General features: G+C 58.6%; 16 protein-coding genes. 5 read left to right on the top strand and 11 right to left on the bottom strand.

Annotated elements, in window-relative coordinates:
• Window positions 1-11: 11 nt before the first annotated feature.
• From SIB92_RS16995 to SIB92_RS16980, 4 genes are all read left to right on the top strand, one after another.
• Window positions 12-1145 carry a citrate/2-methylcitrate synthase gene (locus SIB92_RS16995; RefSeq protein WP_412553151.1) on the top strand — a complete coding sequence of 378 codons (1134 nt, stop codon included), beginning with the start codon at window positions 12-14 and terminating at the stop codon, window positions 1143-1145.
• A gap of 76 nt (window positions 1146-1221) precedes the next feature.
• Complete coding sequence (locus SIB92_RS16990; protein ID WP_412553150.1) at window positions 1222-4032, top strand: molybdopterin oxidoreductase family protein; 2811 nt, start codon at window positions 1222-1224, stop codon at window positions 4030-4032.
• Window positions 4033-4102: 70 nt separating this feature from the next.
• Complete coding sequence (locus SIB92_RS16985) at window positions 4103-4864, top strand: 4Fe-4S dicluster domain-containing protein (RefSeq protein WP_294116600.1); 762 nt, start codon at window positions 4103-4105, stop codon at window positions 4862-4864.
• A complete protein-coding gene (locus SIB92_RS16980) occupies window positions 4864-5736 on the top strand; it encodes a dimethyl sulfoxide reductase anchor subunit family protein (RefSeq protein WP_412553149.1) in 873 nt (290 codons plus the stop codon). Before SIB92_RS16985 ends, SIB92_RS16980 begins: the two co-directional genes overlap by 1 nt.
• Here SIB92_RS16980 and SIB92_RS16975 read toward each other — a convergent pair.
• The 10 genes from SIB92_RS16975 to SIB92_RS16930 form a co-directional block, all read right to left on the bottom strand.
• Window positions 5733-6383: a DUF1523 family protein gene (locus SIB92_RS16975; RefSeq protein ID WP_412553148.1), complete on the bottom strand. Its 651-nt coding sequence runs from the start codon at window positions 6381-6383 to the stop codon at window positions 5733-5735. The two genes, SIB92_RS16980 and SIB92_RS16975, sit on opposite strands and share 4 nt — an antisense overlap.
• 12 nt (window positions 6384-6395) lie before the next feature.
• Window positions 6396-6662: a hypothetical protein gene (locus tag SIB92_RS16970; RefSeq protein WP_412553147.1), complete on the bottom strand. Its 267-nt coding sequence runs from the start codon at window positions 6660-6662 to the stop codon at window positions 6396-6398.
• A gap of 3 nt (window positions 6663-6665) precedes the next feature.
• Entirely contained in the window at window positions 6666-8015 is a 1350-nt protein-coding gene (locus tag SIB92_RS16965; protein ID WP_412553146.1) for a DUF6638 family protein, read from the bottom strand.
• A gap of 97 nt (window positions 8016-8112) precedes the next feature.
• A complete protein-coding gene (locus tag SIB92_RS16960) occupies window positions 8113-8463 on the bottom strand; it encodes a hypothetical protein (protein WP_412553145.1) in 351 nt (116 codons plus the stop codon).
• Between the two features lie 172 nt (window positions 8464-8635).
• Entirely contained in the window at window positions 8636-9013 is a 378-nt protein-coding gene (locus SIB92_RS16955; protein WP_412553144.1) for a hypothetical protein, read from the bottom strand.
• The gene (locus SIB92_RS16950; RefSeq protein WP_412553143.1) at window positions 9014-10951 is read right to left on the bottom strand and encodes an ATP-binding protein; all 1938 of its coding nucleotides are present in this window, start codon (window positions 10949-10951) and stop codon (window positions 9014-9016) included. It lies immediately after the preceding gene.
• Between the two features lie 70 nt (window positions 10952-11021).
• Window positions 11022-11480, bottom strand: a complete 459-nt coding sequence (locus tag SIB92_RS16945) for a hypothetical protein (protein WP_412553142.1) — start codon at window positions 11478-11480, stop codon at window positions 11022-11024.
• Window positions 11481-11497: 17 nt separating this feature from the next.
• Window positions 11498-12619, bottom strand: coding sequence for a hypothetical protein (locus tag SIB92_RS16940; RefSeq protein WP_412553141.1), 1122 nt, complete (start codon window positions 12617-12619; stop codon window positions 11498-11500).
• A gap of 627 nt (window positions 12620-13246) precedes the next feature.
• A complete protein-coding gene (locus SIB92_RS16935; RefSeq protein WP_412553140.1) occupies window positions 13247-14323 on the bottom strand; it encodes a hypothetical protein in 1077 nt (358 codons plus the stop codon).
• A 196-nt stretch (window positions 14324-14519) separates the two neighbouring features.
• Window positions 14520-15728 (bottom strand): M24 family metallopeptidase, encoded by a 1209-nt coding sequence (locus SIB92_RS16930; RefSeq protein ID WP_412553139.1) that lies wholly within the window; start codon window positions 15726-15728, stop codon window positions 14520-14522.
• A 211-nt stretch (window positions 15729-15939) separates the two neighbouring features.
• Here SIB92_RS16930 and SIB92_RS16925 point away from each other — a divergent pair, with 211 nt between their 5' ends.
• On the top strand, window positions 15940-16911 hold the full coding sequence (locus tag SIB92_RS16925) for a P1 family peptidase (protein ID WP_412553138.1): 972 nt from the start codon (window positions 15940-15942) through the stop codon (window positions 16909-16911).
• Here SIB92_RS16925 and SIB92_RS16920 read toward each other — a convergent pair.
• Complete coding sequence (locus SIB92_RS16920) at window positions 16908-17687, bottom strand: alpha/beta hydrolase (RefSeq protein WP_412553137.1); 780 nt, start codon at window positions 17685-17687, stop codon at window positions 16908-16910. The genes SIB92_RS16925 and SIB92_RS16920 overlap by 4 nt on opposite strands.
• Window positions 17688-17706: the final 19 nt, after the last annotated feature.

The following is a 17706-nucleotide window of genomic DNA, read 5'->3' as shown; positions in this document are numbered from 1 at the left end:
AGGAGCCATCCGTGACCGAAAACGTCAAGATCAACCGCGGCCTCAAAGGCATTTATTTTGAGCGCTCTGGCGTCTCCCACATCGACGGCGCCAAAGGCGAACTGTCTTATCGCGGCTACTCCATCCACGATCTCGCCACGCAATCCACCTTTGAAGAAGTCTGCTATCTGCTGATCCACGGCGAGCTGCCCTCCGAGGCGGAGCTCGCAGAGTTTGACGCCGCCCTCAAAGCCGCGCGAGAGCTGCCGAAACAGATCTACGACATCATCCGCGCCACCAAAGACGGCCATCCGATGGACGTGTTGCGCACCGCCGTCTCCGCCCTCGCCGCGCTTGAGGCTGACAGCCAAAAAACTGGCCCTGAAGCCTTCCTCGCCAACGGCCTGCGCCTGACCTCGCAAGTCCCGATGATCATCGCCGCGCATGAAAACATCCGCAACGGCCGCGATCTGGTCCCAGCGGACAAATCGCTATCTCACGCAGCCAACTGGCTCTGGATGCTCAAGGGTGAGAAACCTTCCGAGGACGCCGCCAAACTGGCCGATGTCGATTTCATCCTGCACGCCGAACACGGCGCCAACGCCAGCTCTTTTGCCGCCCGCGTCACCATCGGCACCGACACCAACCTGCACGGCGGCATCGTCACCGCGCTGTCCACTTTGGCAGGCCCTGCCCACGGTGGCGCAGCCGAAGACGTGATGAAAATGGTGCACGAGATCGGCACGCCTGATAACGCCGCCGCCTATGTCAAAGCCAAGCGCAAAAACCGCGAGGCGGTCACCGGATTTGGCCACCGCGTCTACCGCGCTGAAGACCCCCGCGCGCGCCACATGCGTGACGGCGTGAAAAAACTTGGCGAAGAAATGGGCGCACCAGAGTGGTACGAAATCCTGCAAGGTGTGGTCGAGGCGATGAAGCCCTACGCCCGCCATGGCCTGAACGTGAACGTCGATTTCTACTCCGGCGTGATCTACCAATTGCACGGCATCCCGATGGACCTCTACGTGCCAATCTTCGCCATCGGCCGCATGCCGGGCTGGATCATCCAGTGCATCGACCAGCAGGAAAGCAACATCCTCATCCGGCCGCTCACGCTCTACAACGGCCCCGACATGCGCCCCTACGTGCCGATGGACAAAAGGTGATTTCAAAATTGATGCCCCTTGCCACGCCACAACCAACTGATGCACCAATGATGCACGTTAACTTCAAGGCCGCACCATGACCTACCAGCAGCCCCAGCTCGACACCTCGCCCAAAGTCTCTGACGAGGTGCGCCAGACAACCTGCTACATGTGCGCCTGCCGCTGTGGCATCAACGTGCACATGAAAGACGGCAAAGTTGCCTATATCGAAGGCAACCGTGACCACCCTGTGAACAAGGGCGTGCTTTGCGCCAAAGGCTCTGCCGGCATCATGCAGGTCAACGCGCCGTCCCGCCTCAAAAAGCCTCTCAAACGGGTCGGTCCGCGTGGCTCTGGGGAATACGAGGAGATCAGCTGGGAAGAGGCAATGAGCACCGCCGTCGGTTGGCTCACCGAGTTACACGAAACTGCGCCGCACAAATTGGCCTTCTTTACCGGCCGCGACCAATCCCAAAGCTTCACCAGCTTCTGGGCGCAGCACTTTGGCACGCCCAACTATGCCGCCCACGGCGGCTTCTGCTCGGTCAACATGGCGGCGGCGGGCATCTACACCATGGGTGGGGCGTTCTGGGAATTTGGTCAACCGGATTGGGACCACACCAAACTCTTCATGATCTTTGGTGTGGCGGAGGACCACGACAGCAACCCGATCAAAGCCGGCATTGGCAAGATCAAAGCCCGTGGCGCCAAAGTCATTGGCGTGAACCCGGTCCGCTCCGGCTATAACGCAGTTGCAGATGAATGGGTGGGCATTACACCGGGCACTGATGGACTCTTCATCCTCAGCCTCGTGCATGAGCTGATGAAAGCGGGCAAAATCGACCTGCACTACCTCGCGCAATACACAAATGCCGCCGTTCTGGTGGACGCCGAAACTGGCCTGTTGATGCGCGACGCGGATGGCAAACAGCTGGTGATTGACCGCAAAACCGGCAAGCCCGCACCGTTTGACCAGAAAGGCGTGCGCCCAGATCTGTCGGCCACCTACCGTCAGGCCGGTGTCACTCACCGCACAGTGATGCACCTGATGGCCGAGAAATACCTCGACCCACAATACGCGCCGGAAAACGTCGCCGAGAAAACCGGCATCTCCGCCCAAAAAATCAAAACCATCGCCGCTGAACTGGCGCGTGTGGCCTTTGACGAAGCCTTTGAGCTGGAGCAGGAATGGACCGACTTCCGCGGCGAAACCAACAAAACGATGACGGGTCGCCCGGTCAGCTTCCACGCCATGCGCGGCATCTCTGCCCATTCCAACGGCTTCCAGACCTGCCGCGCCCTACACGTGCTGCAAATCCTCTTGGGCACCGTCGAAGTTCCCGGCGGCTTCCGCTTCAAACCGCCCTATCCCAAGCCGGTTGAGGCCCACCCAACGCCCCACGGCTACGGTCGTCCCGGCAAGCCGCTCGCAGGTCCACACCTCGGCTTCCCGCGCGGCCCCGAAGACCTGCAAATCAACGAAGACGGCTCCGCCTGTCGCATCGACAAGGCCTTCACATGGGAAAACCCCATGTCCGTGCACGGCCTGATGCATATGGTGATCTCCAACGCGCACGCACAGGATCCTTACCCGATCGACACGCTGTTCATGTACATGGCCAACATGTCGTGGAACTCCTCGATGAACACCTCGGGAGTGATCAAGATGCTAACCGACCGCAATGACGACGGCGGCTATCGCATCCCGCGCATTATCTACTCCGATGCCTACAGCTCCGAGATGGTCGCCTATGCCGACCTGATCCTGCCGGACACAACCTATCTAGAGCGCCACGACTGCATCTCGCTTTTGGACCGCCCAATCTGCGAAGCCGACGGCGCGGCGGACGCGATCCGCTGGCCGGTGATCGAGCCCGACCGCGACGTGCGCGGCTTCCAATCGGTGCTGATCGAGCTTGGTGCCCGCATTGGCCTGCCACATTTCCTCAATGAGGACGGCTCACCAAAGTGGAAGGACTACGCCGACTACATCGTGAACCATGAACGTCGTCCTGGCGTTGGGCCTCTTGCGGGGTTCCGCGGCGAAGACGGCGACCAATTTGGTCGTGGCGAGGTCAACCCAGATCAGCTTCAGCGCTATATCGAAAACGGTGGCTTTGCCATCGAACACGTGCCGGACAATGCGCTCTACATGAAACCATGGAACCAGCACTATCAGGACTGGGCCGTGCAAATCGGTCTCTATGACGCACCACAACCTTTCCTGTTCCAGCTCTATGTGGAACCGATGCGCAAGTTCCAGCGCGCCGCCGAAGGGCATGGAGACCTGCAACCGCCGGATCACCTGCGGGACCGCCTCAAAGAGGTCATGGAGCCGCTGCCTATCTGGTACGCACCGCTGGAAGACGCCCGCGTTGATCCGGACGAGTTTGACGTGCACGCGCTCACCCAACGCCCGATGGCGATGTATCACAGCTGGGGCACCCAAAACGCATGGCTGCGCCAGTTGCACGGCGAAAACCCGCTCTACCTTCCGACCAAACTCTGGGAGAAACACGGCTTTGCCGAGGGCGACTGGGCCCGCGTGACCTCTGCCCACGGCGAGATCACCGTGCCTGTGGCCCATCAGGCCGCGCTCAACGAGAACACCGTCTGGACCTGGAACGCGATTGGCAAACGCAAAGGCGCCTGGGCCCTGTCCGAGGACGCGCCCGAGGCCAACAAGGGGTTCCTGCTCAACCACCTGATCCATGAACTGCTGCCCCCCAAAGGCGACGGCTTGCGATGGGCCAACTCGGATCCCATCACCGGCCAAGCCGCGTGGTTCGACCTGCGGGTGAAAATCGAGAAAGCGGATGCGCCAACGGAGAGCCAACCGGCCTTTGGTCCTATCAAGTCACCAGTGCCCCAAGGCCCGGATCATCTGGAATGGAAGGTGGGTAAATGAGACATAAAAGCCTCAAAATCCGCACCTCCGCGATACAGTCGCAATACCGACGCAATACCGACGTGAAAAAATGACCGATTTACCCGCCAAAACCGACCGCACCCTCGGCCTTGTGATCGATCTGGACACCTGCGTTGGCTGCCACGCCTGTGTGATCTCCTGTAAGGGTTGGAACACCGAAAACTACGGCGCGCCCCTGTCTGACCAACGCCCCTATGGCACCGAGCCGATGGGCACCTTTCTGAACCGCGTGCACAGCTATGAGGTCCAACCTGAGCAGGGCAGTGCGCAGACCGTACACTTCCCAAAGTCTTGTTTGCACTGCGAAAATGCCCCCTGCGTCACGGTCTGCCCCACGGGCGCAAGCTACAAACGCGTTGAGGACGGCATCGTGCTGGTCAACGAAGACCACTGCATCGGCTGCGGCCTCTGCGCCTGGGCCTGCCCCTATGGCGCCCGCGAGCTGGACCAAGCAGAAGGCGTGATGAAGAAATGCACCCTCTGTGTGGATCGCATCTACAACGAAAACCTGCCGGAAGAGGATCAAATCCCCTCCTGCGTCCGCACCTGCCCCGCCGGCGCCCGCCACTTCGGAGACTTGTCTGACCCCAAGTCGGACGTCAGCCAACTTGTTGAATCCAGAGGCGGATTTGACCTCATGCCGGAAATGGGCACTTTGCCCGTGAACAAGTATCTACCTCCGCGTCTCAAGGATTCCTGGGACGACCAAAGCCTCTTGGCCCCACTACTGGAACCCGTCGCCGAAGAACCCCAAGGCTTCCTTGGCTGGCTCGATAAAGCCCTCGACAAACTGCCCGGAGGGACCGCCTGATGCATCCAGCCCCATCCGTCATCGTCTTTTCCACGCTCTCCGGTCTCGGCTTCGGCCTCCTGTTCTGGCTTGGCATTGATCCCACGCCGCCAACCGGCCTCGCAGCTTTTGTATTCTTTGCAATTGCTTACGCCTTATCTGTCGGTGGTTTGATCTCCTCCACCTTCCACCTCGGCCACCCCGAACGCGCCTGGCGCGCCCTCACTCAATGGCGCAGCAGCTGGCTGTCCCGCGAAGGTGTCAGCGCCGTCCTTGCGCTACTCACCATGGGCATCTACGCCATCGACCTGGTTTTCTTACAAATCCATGCCACGGCATTGGGTCTGATCGGTGCCGCTCTCTCGCTGTTTACCGTCTTCACCACTTCCATGATCTATGCCCAGCTCGACACTGTGCCACGCTGGAAAACCCCTTTGACGCCAGCCCTTTACCTGAGTTTCTCACTTGCTGGGGGCGCACTTCTTTCGGGTCGCGTGAACATGGCCATCCTGCTGCTGGTGATCGCCGCGATCTGCCAATTCGTCTGGTGGCAACGTGGTGATGCAGCCCTGTCCGACAGCGGCACCGACCTCGGCACGGCCACGGGATTAGGCGAGCGCGGCACCGTACGCTCCATGGCGCATCCCCACACCGCGCCCAACTATCTGGTGAAAGAGTTCATCTACTTAATAGGGCGGAAACACGCACAAAAACTGCGCCGCATCGCCTTTGGCCTCACCTTCGTACTGCCGATTATCTGCCTGCTGCTGCCCTTCAGCCACGTCTTGGCCATCATCGCAGTCCTCAGCCACGTCGCAGGTGTCGCAACCTCACGATGGCTGTTCTTTGCAGAGGCCGAGCACGTGGTCGGCCTCTACTACGGCATGCGTTAACGCGCCTTCCCGCGCCAGGTGTCCAGCCAGGCGCGGAACCGCCCGCGCTTCTCAGCCAGATTGTCGCCAGCAGCCTCAAGACTGTCGCCCATATCCTCGAGCACCGGATCGATCCGCGCCTGACGGAAGCGCCGCCAGCGTACGTAAATCGCCCAAACAAAAGCGAAAAATACGGTCAGGATCAGGATGTTCAACCATGGAATAACGGTCACATCCGGCCCTTCCACAGCCTTCACACCGACGGCGTTTGGATAGATCGACAGGAACTCATTGCGCCAGCCGTAATGCTTTACAGCCACCCATTGGGGCGCATCCGCGGATGACTTCATATCCGCCGCTTCCGCCTGCAAATTGGCGGTGTCAAACTTGAAGTAGGGTGGCCAACCTGCCGAGGTGTCCTCGTTGCGATAGACCATCACCTTTTCATTCGGAAACTTAGTCTGAATGAAGAACACATCCCGGTTCACGTTGCCGGTTGCATTGCCGCTGTCTTCTTTGGCCCAGAAAGTCGAGTTCTCACCAAAATCGATCCGCTTTTCATAGGTGTCGGTGATCCGCACCACATCATGCTGTGGCAGCGTGTAGTGAAAAAACGCAGCCACAAACAGCCAGAACAGCGTCCAGAAACCCCATTTCACATAGACCATTCTTTGGTCCCCCTAGTGGAAATTCATAAAGTAGATCAACGCGATCACGATGGTCACAGGGATGATATAGACACCCCAGATCAATTTGCGACGCAAAGAGCCATCATAGTCTTGCAAGCCTTGCTCAATAAAAGCATCCCGATCGCCGCTCATGCCCTCGCGGTCCCATTCCGCCTCCAGCTTGTCGCGCCGTTTGGAACGCGAATAAAGCGACAGACAGATGTAGACAATGGTGAGCACGACAAAGCCCACAACCGCCAGTCTGGCCAATGCAAACATGATCTACCTCCTTATCGCGCCCCACGGCCCAACCCGTGCGATCATATCCTCAGACGCCCGCCGCGTCACACGGGGCATCTCCAATGGTGCGTCAAAGCCAAACAGAGCCTCGCGCGCGCCAACCTTGTCGACTTGATACTCACGCTCCAGGAAATCCGCCACAAAGCTCTTCTTGGTCTCTGACCAACCTTGATAAAGGCGATAAAACACCTCTTTGTGGCAGATAAACAGCTGTCGGATATCCTTTGGTGCAAGCTCCGCCAGCAGCATATTCACCAGATCGCGCTGATCTGTGTCCGTGGCGCGCAGCGTGTAGAAATAGGCCGGATGATCGCTGGTGATCTTGGGCCATTTGCCGTCGCTTTCGGCCCAATCCACCATCTTACGCAGTTCATGGTATTCGGGTGGCAGTTGCTCCGCATGTTGCCGCGCCAGACGGCGAATGTCGCTGCGCGTCGCGCCGGTCAGGTCCACGCCCGCCTCCTGCGCCGCATCCACAACGATGAAATCCATCTTCTGGCGCAAAATCGCCGTGCCATCCACGCCCCGCGCTTTCACAATAGGCTCGGCCAGATCGTTGTAATCCAGAAACTTCGCAATCTGATTTCGGTCTTTGAAATCAAACGTATACTTGATCGGCAGCTTGCCCAGCTCCGTCTTACTACCCGCCGTGATCACCGCCGGATGCGCCAAGCCGCGGAACAGGTAGACCCCGCCAAAATGCGCGGTCCAATAATCCTGCTGATCAAACTCCATATGTTTGAGCTTCACCGGATTGCGCGTCACATCGCCTGTGCGTTTGGCCAGCGTGATCATGTCCGCGATCAGCACATCGTCAAACCAGCCGTCTTCCTCCTGCTTGAAACGATCCGCCAACTCTCCAAGCTTCTCCGCATCACGCAGTGTGCCTTCGGTGGTGTCCGCCTCAATGGTGACCTTGCGAATGTCCATGAGCTTGCTGGGCTGGCTCACAGAAAACACCGAGTTCACCAACTCACCTGCGACGGCATCCCGCGCGGTCAGAGCAAACAGCTGCGGCTCGTTTTCCTCAATGAAATGCCGCAAGATATCCCGGCTGGTGGAGAACTTGATGTTCAACAACGGCGCGGATTTCTGATCCGTGGTCAGCAGGATGAACTGCCGATTGCAGCCCCCGTGGTTGAGATAGAGATGATCTTCGAGCTCGTCGCCAATCTCCGGCGAATAGCCCGAGATATCGATGTGAAAATCGGTGAGGCTGGTGGTTTTGCCCGTCAGATGTTTCAGCGCTCGATTGTAGCGCTCGACGAGCACAGGCGAGGCCACTTCGATCAGGTTGCCAAACATCAGGCCGCGTTGGATCAGTCTATGCATTGAAAGCCCTCAAACGTGTGACACTCGGAACGAGTCACTTTACGGGCTCTTCTAACGTGCGTAACGTCGCCTCCGAGACCAGTCGTTGCTAACACTCTCATTCGTTTTGCCCTCCATCCGCGCGATCCAAGAGACGCTCAAAAGCTCCAGAAAACCCAAAGAAAAGTACAAAGCCTGCAAGGCAAAAGTATGCGCCCTGAGCAAGACCCCAACCAAGAGTTTCGAACAACGCCTCGCCCGAAAGGTGAATGGGGCCGCCAGAGTTTATCACAGAGCATATTCCAGTTAGCCAACTGGCTCCCGCAATCACAAGTGCGCCCTTCAGGACAAATTTTTCGCTAACTGGTTCGGGCGCCGACTTGGTCTTTTCGCGATGTGCGATATAGCCACCACCAAATGTTACCAAGAAGCCCAAGGCTAGCATCAACAATCCAGCTACAGTTTCCACTACCAAACTCCCGCCCGCTCGACCTCAAGCCGGGCCGCGCCCGACCTCCCCCCGGAGGGCGCGTTTGCACCGTCAGCCACAGACACCAACACCTGCGCTCCTTGCTCCGAATCTCCAATTCCAAACCATTCCCAAGCGCCCACCAGGTCGGGCGCGGCCTTCATCGCCATCTTCATCGCTCCCTCGCCGCACTATCCTGCCCGCGCCGCGCTTCCACGCCCTGCGCATAGCCAAACCACACCAGTCCCAAGATCGGCGCCCAGACAATCGCCGCCATCAGCGACAGCCGCAGATGCACCCAAGCCGCGCCCAGCGGATCAATCTCAAAATGCCCCACGGCCTCAAACCCGCGCATCTGGGTGACGCCAATCGAGATCATGAACCCAATTGCCACCAAAAATGCCGCCGACAGCGCGATCCCATGCAGCACCTTACCATGCGAGCGTGTTTGACGATCCACCAACACACGTGGAAGCAGCACCGCCAAAAGCGCCAAAACGCCCAGCGGCACCGCCGTGTTGAAAAACCCGATGCTGTCGATCACAAACACTTACGCTTTGCCCTCCAGATACCGCCGCTTCGCCGCCTCGGACCGCTGCATATCGCGCACCATGTTGGAGACCGCAACCTCGTCGGATTTGTCGGCATAGCGGAACTCACTGTCGGCATAGCGGTTGATCTCCTGCACCAACATGTCGGTGGTGATCGGCACGCGTAGCTCGTTTATCATCGCCTTCTTAGTGTCGTAGTCTTTGGCCAAGAAAAGCTCAGGGTTTTCCATCCATGCGTCCGGCAGTTCAAAGTCCATGGCGCGCACTTTCACGGCATCGGTGATGTTCTTGATAGCGCGCCCCGTAAAGCGCGGATCGGCCTCCTGAATGGCCTTCAGGTAGGTGCCCATCTTGGCAATGGTGTCTAACTCGCCCACCTGCCCGTGCACCTTGTCAAAGACGTTCAGTAGCCCTGCCTCATGCGGCCGGTTGTGGCTCTCAAAACTCGCCGCCACAGCTTTCTGAATGGCCTGCGCCTCGAACAGCTCGTGATCCCCCAGCGCGATGTCGTGGTTCTTGCCCATCAACAGCGCGAGGATGTCGATGTAATCCTCCCGCGTCTGAGGCCCATCCACGAGGAACCGTGCCCCGGCGCGCTGGCGCAGCGCATCGTCAACGTTCTCCGGATAGTTGGAGAACATGCCAAAGGTACAGTTGCCACGCACCACGGTGTTGGCGCCCGCAAAGGCCTCCATAAACACCGCCGTGACCTCCTGCTGCCCCGCCGAGGACTGGCGGTCCCCGCGTTTGCCTGCAATCTGGTCAATGTCATCAATCGTACCAAACCCAATCACCTGTGGATCGAGCACATTTTGGACAAAGGCTTTCGCGTTCTGACCCGACTTGCCCTGATAGCTGTCGATATTGTCGATGCCAAAGTTCTGATAGCGGAAGGCATAACCCGCCACCTGGCAATAGTCGTTGATCAGCCCGGCCATCATCTGAATAAGCGTGGTTTTCCCGGTCCCAGGCGCGCCGTCGCCCATGAAGGTGAAGATAAACCCGCCCAGCTCCGCAAAGGGGTTGAGCCGCCGATCAAAGTCATAGGCCATCAGCATTTTGGCCAGCTTCATGGCCTGATATTTGGCAATGTGGTTGCCCACCACCTCATTGGGCTTCTTGAAGGTCATGGTCAGCGTCGAGCCTTTCGCGGCCCGCGCTGGTGTGAACCCATTGATGGTCAGATCATCGGCTTCAACCTTCCAACTCGCCCCGACAAACGCGCCCATCTGCGGCGCATTCTGCGCCCGCAAGGCCACCTTCTCCATCAGCTGTTCGGCAAACGCACAGACACAAGCGACCAGCCGGTCCTCATCACTGACCAGCGCGGCAATGTCCTGATCCAGTTCCCACAGCGCACCATGCAACGCCAGCTGTGCATTGTCGGTCAGCACCTCTTCAACTTCGCCGACCTCAACCTGCGTCTCACCCAACAGGGGCGCCAGCAGGAACGACGTCGCATTGGCAAAGACATAGGACACCGCCAGCGCCTCTGCCGCCAAAAGCTCGGAAAACGCCGCCTTCTTATCCGTGCCCAGCGCCCCGGCGAGATTGTCCCGTTTCAAATCTGCCAAACCGGAGGCTTCAGCGAAGTTTTCGCCCACCGCCAATGCAATCGCCAGCGCCCGCCGCATTCCATGCAGCACATTGGCTTGTACAGGGGACACCAGCGGATCTTCCCCGCCCGCACCCTCAATGCGCTCCGCCAGATGCACGCCTTCCGGACGCGCGGTTGAGCGTGTCACCAACCCCGGCGTGGTGCTGCGGAACCGCCGCCGCGTGCCAATACCGCTGGACCGCTCCGGCGCCGCCACAGGATCCTTGCCCTTGGCAATCCGCGGCGTGTGATCAAAACCATCCAGCATCCCCACAGCCGCATCATAATGCTTGCGAATATCCTCTTCGCGCAGCTCCATCTGATCACTTGTCAGGCTCATCTAAATCTCCACCCCAAACTTCAACATTGTAAAATTCCTCAAGCCGATAATGCAGCCAAATATCCACTACCTACCCTTGTCTGGCAGTTTCAAACTCACACCATTTTCGTTGGCCATAGTCTTCAGGCAACAACTCCCCTACCCACGTACCGGCGGGCCAGTCTTTGTCCATATGCGCAATTGCGAGGTTGTCATATCGCTGCTCTGAACGGGACAGGCAGACCAAAAGCACCTCGCCCATGTTGTGCGATCCAGTACCAACAGCGCGCTCGAAACAATCAACTCGGTTTGGCTTTTCGACCATCCAGTCTATGGGTTCCATCGAACACGGTAGACGCCAACCTGCTTGCGCTTGGTCATAGAGTTCATTTGCGGGTTCAAATTCGTTCTCCACCGCCCAGCTCTCAAACTCCGTCAGTGAGAATGAGTTGGCGAAAGCGAAAACGACATCCAGCCGCAGCCTTTGAACTTTTTTGCCAGACCACAATGCCATGCCACCGACCGCAACGGCCAATACAGACAGGCCCATTATCCACTTGAACCGTCTCAATACCGCAACACCCGCCCCTGCGGGCTCACCACATATTTGGTCACGCTGCCAAACCCCGGCGGGTTGAGCTCCTCCAGCGCCTGAAACGGCCGTTGTGGCAGGATGATCGAGCGCTCCATGCTGGTGGCCCCGGTGTCCGCCCCGTGCCCCGCAAACGGATCCAACGCAAAGACCTGCCGCTCCACCGTGCCAAACCAGCCAGAGCGCTCATCGGTGACACGCTCACTCACCAAGTCTTCGGTGGTCCAGGCCAAGGTCCAGTCCTCACCCTCCGGTGCCCGCGCGGCGTCCAAAACCTCGCGGATCGGCCCCGACTGCCGCGTAAAGGCACTCGAATACATCGGCCCAACGTGAATACGACGCAGCCGTTTGGGGTGCAGGTCGTCAAAGCTCTCGTCAAAGCCTTTGGCAATGGTCACCAGCTTCAAGCCGCCCACCGCCTGCGCCATCAAATGCGCCTGCACCTCCGGCCAACGCCGCTCGTCTTTGGGCAAGGCCCGTCGCCCGGTGTCCTCAAGGTCCATCAGGTAGATCGTCGGCAGGTTCACCTGACTGTCATAGACCGCCCAATGCAGCAGAAACTGGCGCCGTCGCTCCGACAGATTGCCCTGCCAGCGCACCTCCGGATGGTTCTGCGCCCAGAACAGCTCGCCTTTCAAAAGCTCCTCATAATAAAGCCGTTGGCTCAGCGCGAATTGCAGCTTCGTCGGGATCTCCTGATCGCCGATGATGGCGCGCAGCATGTCATCCTTAAGCTGTTCCACGCTTGGCATGTTGCGCAAATGGCTTTCGGCCTGCTGCGCGTCATTCGCCATGACCAGCAGCTCGTTGAACACCGGAAAGCCGCTCTCCACCGCGTCCATCGCAAGGCTGCCAAAGAATTGCCCGGTCTGCCGACCAACCAACAGGTACTTCATGCTGAGCGCTTTGAAGGTGTAGCCTATCGACGCCAGATAGCGCGTGAGGATTTCCACCTCGTTCTGCCCAATCGCCCCCTCAGCCGCCCGCGCCGCCGCCACCTGTGTCAGATGCTCGGTGATGCGCTCAAACTTCTGAAAATACCGCCGCGACGCGCGGGTTTCCATCAGAGCGGTGTGGTCTTTGGTTGTGTCGTTCATTTTCCTCCTCCGGGACACGCAGTGTCACGGATCGCACCCGACCCCGCCCCCCAGAGCGGGTGCGCCTTTGCCAGGCTAGACACGCTTTCACCACGCAAGAAATCTGTCAAAGGTTGCGCCAATTTGACAACCGCCCTCGTGCTCGGGCGCGTTCCTATGTTGCATTCACATGTCATAACCCGACCAAATCCTTCGGCAGCAAATCCCGTTCCAAATTGCCTAGTTCGCCCAACACCAGAGACATTAGCGCTTGGCCTGCTCTGGCTTCGGAACTGGCGGCAAATCAAGCAACCAAACCATCAAGCGATGTGATAATCCATTCATGAACAGGCGCCACTTACTCTGCTTCAAACGGTCCCAAATCTGGGGATCGCACCAAATTCTCAACATGTTAGCCCGACCCAAAATTCCAAAGATGCCCCCAATAAGGAACTGTACAGAAATTATGAGAGCAAAGAACAACTGGCCATTTCGTGTTGGGTTACCGGTAAGCTGAATAGGGGCTCGCTCACCCAGCTGCGCAATCGAGAACTCCCCCGAAAGCAGCCCATAAACCGCCATGACAAGCCCAATGATTGCTGCCAGAGTTCCCCACCTTAGGAAGACACGAGACACAATCAAATTGCCTTACGCCCCATACAGGTTCTTGTCGTGTTTCTCGACAATCTTCTGGAACCGCCGCGCAAAACGTTCATCCGCCTTGGCCTTCGCTTCCAGCACGTCGCGTGCAAACACCATGTGTTCCTCATGGGCTTCCATCATGTCAGCCATCTTCTGATTGGTCGCCGTGCCAATCGCTGCCATCGACGCCTGCGCCTCTTTGTCGGTTTCCACACCAATCTCGTTGATCCGGTGCGCGATGTCCTGCTGCTGCGCGGTTTTCAACGACTTGGTCAACGCATCATAGAGCACCACGCGCTGCTTGGTGTCTGTCTGCAGCTTGTTGATCAGCACCATCTGCGTCGCCGCTTGGTTTTGCAGGCTATCGACCCAGGTCTTGCCCTTCTCGATATAGCGCTCTAGCGTCTGGCTTTTGGAGAGCTTCACCTGCTCCTGTTGCACCAAAGCATTGTAGGCTTTGTTCAGGTCCGCCAACTCGGTTTCCAGCTTGGTCCGCGCCGCCGCATCCTGCTCCACCGCAATCTTGTTTTCGATCTCGATGATCTTGGGGTCCATGCCCAAAATTTCCGCCCGCAGGCTTTCCAGCTCCCCAACCGTGAACTCGCGTTCATCCAGCGTCTCGCTCAGATTGGCTTCAACCTTCACCTTCTGCTCTTCCAGCACGGACAATTGGCTTTCGAGCAACTTGGTGATTACGTCTGATTTCGCAATCAGGTCCTGCAGCTTGTCATCAATGTTGGCCGTCTTGATCCGTTCCGCCCGCATCGACTCGGATTTGCCGCGGCTAAAAATGCCAACAAAGCTCTCCCAGCCGGTCTTGTCCCGCATCTGGTCAAAGTCTTTGGAAAACGCTGCGGTGACGTCATCCAGCCCCATGATCAGCTCAGCGATATTGGCGTTCATCACATCCGTATGCGCATGCACATCGTCCAGAGTTGCGTTCTCGATATCAATCGCAACATCATCGCCGGTTTTCATCTTCGCCCGCGCCGCATCAATGCGCCCGGTCAGCTCTGCAATCTTGTTTTGTGCTTCGGCCACCTGCGCTTGAGACTCACGCACTTGGGTTTCAAAATCCGCCATAAAACACTCCCTATTTCCAATATGTTGAGACTGATATGGGGAATGTTACGCCCATTTACATCGATCTCAGATCCAATTTGAGCAGAGTGTTGCAAATGTGCACGGCAAAAGAAAGGGCTTGCTGGTGCGCACCCGCATTTCGCGAGGTTTTGGCCACGTGATCGCGCGGCCAAAACCCCAGTTTTCTCACATCGCCTTAACCAACGACGTTGAACTCCGGCCCATAGGGATAGCCGGTGATGTTCTCGTTGCCATCTTCTGTGATGACCAGAATGTCGTGCTCGCGGTAGCCACCGGCGCCGGGCTGTCCGTCCGCGATAGTCAGCATTGGCTCCATGGAAATCACCATGCCCGGCTCCAAGACAGTTGGAATATCTTCGCGCAACTCCAACCCGGCTTCACGGCCATAGTAATGGCTCAACACGCCAAAGCTGTGGCCATAACCAAATGTGCGGTATTGCAGCAGGTCGCGTTCGGCGAAGAAATCATTGATCTGCTCCGTCACTTCGGCACAGCTCGCCCCGGGCTTCAGCAGGGAAATTCCCAACTCATGTGCGCCGACGTTGGCTTCCCAAATCTTCAAGCTGGCATCATCCACCTCGCCGACAAAAAGCGTGCGCTCCAGCGCAGTGTAATAGCCAGAAATCATCGGGAAGGTGTTGAGCGACAGAATATCGCCACGCTGCAACTTGCGCGCGGTCACAGGGTTGTGGGCGCCATCGGTGTTGATGCCCGACTGAAACCACACCCAGGTGTCGCGATATTCGGCGTCCGGGAACCGCTTCGCAATCTCTAGCTCCATCGCATCACGACCCGCCATGGCCACATCAATCTCCCGCACGCCTTCTTTGATGGCATCCCGGATCGCATAGCCCCCCACATCGGCCACGGCCGCACCGGCGCGGATCATTTCGACTTCCGCCGCACTCTTATGCATCCGCTGACGCATGGTGGGTTCATAAAGATCAACCACTTTAGAAGGAGCCAAGAAGCTCTCCAACTTGCCTTGCTGCAGCAGGGTCAGGTGATCGCCCTCAATGCCAATCACCACGCCGCCGCCAGTGATCGACTTGATCGCCCGCCAGTAATTGTCGCGCTGCCAGTCGGTGTAGGTGATGTTGTCACCATAGCACCGTCGCCAAGGCTGCCCGGCGTCGATGCCAGCGGAAATGGTCACACATTCGGTCGGCGTCACCACCACCGCATAGGGCCGCCCGAAGGCACAGTATGTGAAGCCAGAGTAATAGGAAACATTGTGCATGGACGTGAACACAGCCGCGTCGACCCCATGGTCAACCATGATGGCCCGCAGGCCAGCCACGCGGTTGGCATACTCAGCCTCGGCAAATTGCAACGGCGCTTTCTCGCCATTGTGGAAACGATAGAATTCTGGACGTGCAGTCATTTTGACCTCCGATCAAAGAGGTCCCGGCGTTCAGGACTGGAAAGATTAGTGCGCATTCCACTGAGGAATGTGGCGACGCCATCGCCAATGCTGCCGACATTCTGCCAAATCCGCCGACACAGGGACAAGCAGAATCCGACACAGATGTCTCAACCGCGACCTTGCGCCTAAAATTCACGCGCCTACTGTGACCCCAACAGGAGGCGTTAAAATGCAAACCGGACCCAGAAACCTGATCACGGACATTGCTGGCTTGCGTGTTGGCAACGCGCAAGACGACCACATCAAAACTGGCACCACTGTGTTGATTGGCGATACGCCTTTTACCTGTGGAGTCTCTGTGATGGGCGGTGCGCCAGGCACCCGTGAAACCGACCTTCTGGCGCCCGACAAAACCGTGCAGCAGGTCGACGCGCTCACCCTGTCCGGTGGTTCTGCCTTTGGCCTGGACGCGCCATCCGGTGTTGCAGACGCGCTCCGCACCAAAGGCCGCGGCTTTCCTGTCGGCGATCAAACTGTCCCGATTGTGCCCGGCGCGATCCTCTTCGATCTACTGAATGGCGGCGACAAAAATTGGGACACCAACCCCTACAAATCTCTGGGAGCCTCAGCTTTAGAGGCCGCGTCCGAGGACTTTGCGCTTGGCTCTGTCGGCGCAGGCACGGGCGGAACCCTTGCAACGCACAAAGGCGGGCTAGGCTCAGCCAGCATGGTGCTCCCTTCCGGCCACACAGTTGGCGCTTTGGTTGCTGTGAATGCCCTTGGAGACGCCTCACCGGATGGCAAACATTTCTGGGCTGCGCCTTGGGAAGTGGGCACCGAGTTCGGCGGCAACGGCCTCCTGCCTTCCGCTCCCAGCGACCTGCCCAACACGAAACTCTCCAGCCACAACACCACCATCGCCATTGTCGCAACGGACGCTGATCTCACCCAAGCCCAATGCACCCGCATGGCCACCGCTGCCCATGATGGCATGGCCCGCGCGTTGGTGCCGTCGCACACCCCAATGGACGGGGATTTGATCTTTGGCGTCAGCACCAACGCCAAACCATTGGGCAACGAAATCGCCGACACGCTCTGGCTCGGCCATGCAGCCGCCACCTGTCTCGCGCGTGCCATTGCGCGCGGCGTGTGGCATGCCACCCCCAAGGAAGGTGACACACTCCCCTGCTTCCGCGCTTAGGAAAACAGCATCCGCGCCATATCGCTGTCAGGATCGGCAAAGGCGTCAATCACATCAAAGTGGTGCTTGCCGCCTGCCACAACCAGATCACAGCCCCAAGCTCCCGACAGCCAGCGCGCCTGATCTAGGAACGCTGGCCGCTCCGCTGCCCCAACCAGCACTGTCACATCGACACCCGCGCGCGGCGCTTGCCACATCGGACTTTCCGCGTCCGCCTCCGCCGCATCCAGTCGCAGCTTGTCATTCATCGCCGTCTTCATCAGCGGCCTCAGATCGGCCAATGGCGAGACTGGCACAACCCGAGACACCCGCGCGGCCACATCCTCCGGCAACACCCCGTCACAGATCATCCGTGCCACAAGGTGCCCGCCTGCCGAATGGCCGGCCAGAACAACAGGGCCGTCAACGAGCGCACAAGCCTTGGTCACAGCCGCTGCAACCTGCTTGGTAACCTCAGAAATCCGCACATCGGGCGCAAGATCATAAGACGGCAGCGCCACCGCCCAACCACGCGCCATAGCCCCGCGTGCAAAGTGGCTCCAATAGGACTTGTCAAACGCCATCCAGTAGCCGCCGTGCACAAACACCAGCAAGCCTTTGGCCGCCCCTGAGGGCCGGAACAGATCAAACTTGTGACGCGCACCATCTCCGAAAGCGACATCCAACTCCGCGTCTGCGGTTTCGCGAAACGCAGCCGCCTCGCGCTCCCAGCGTGGCGGATAGTCCTCTGCACCCTCAATATAGGCGCCATTTGAATATGCGTCGTCCCAATCCATTTGCTCTCTCCCCACAACT

The organism is Shimia sp. MIT1388 (assembly GCF_047124445.1).
GTDB lineage: Bacteria > Pseudomonadota > Alphaproteobacteria > Rhodobacterales > Rhodobacteraceae > Shimia.
The sequence above is the reverse complement of the archived record's forward strand: the minus strand, read 5'-3'. Positions and strand labels throughout refer to the sequence as shown.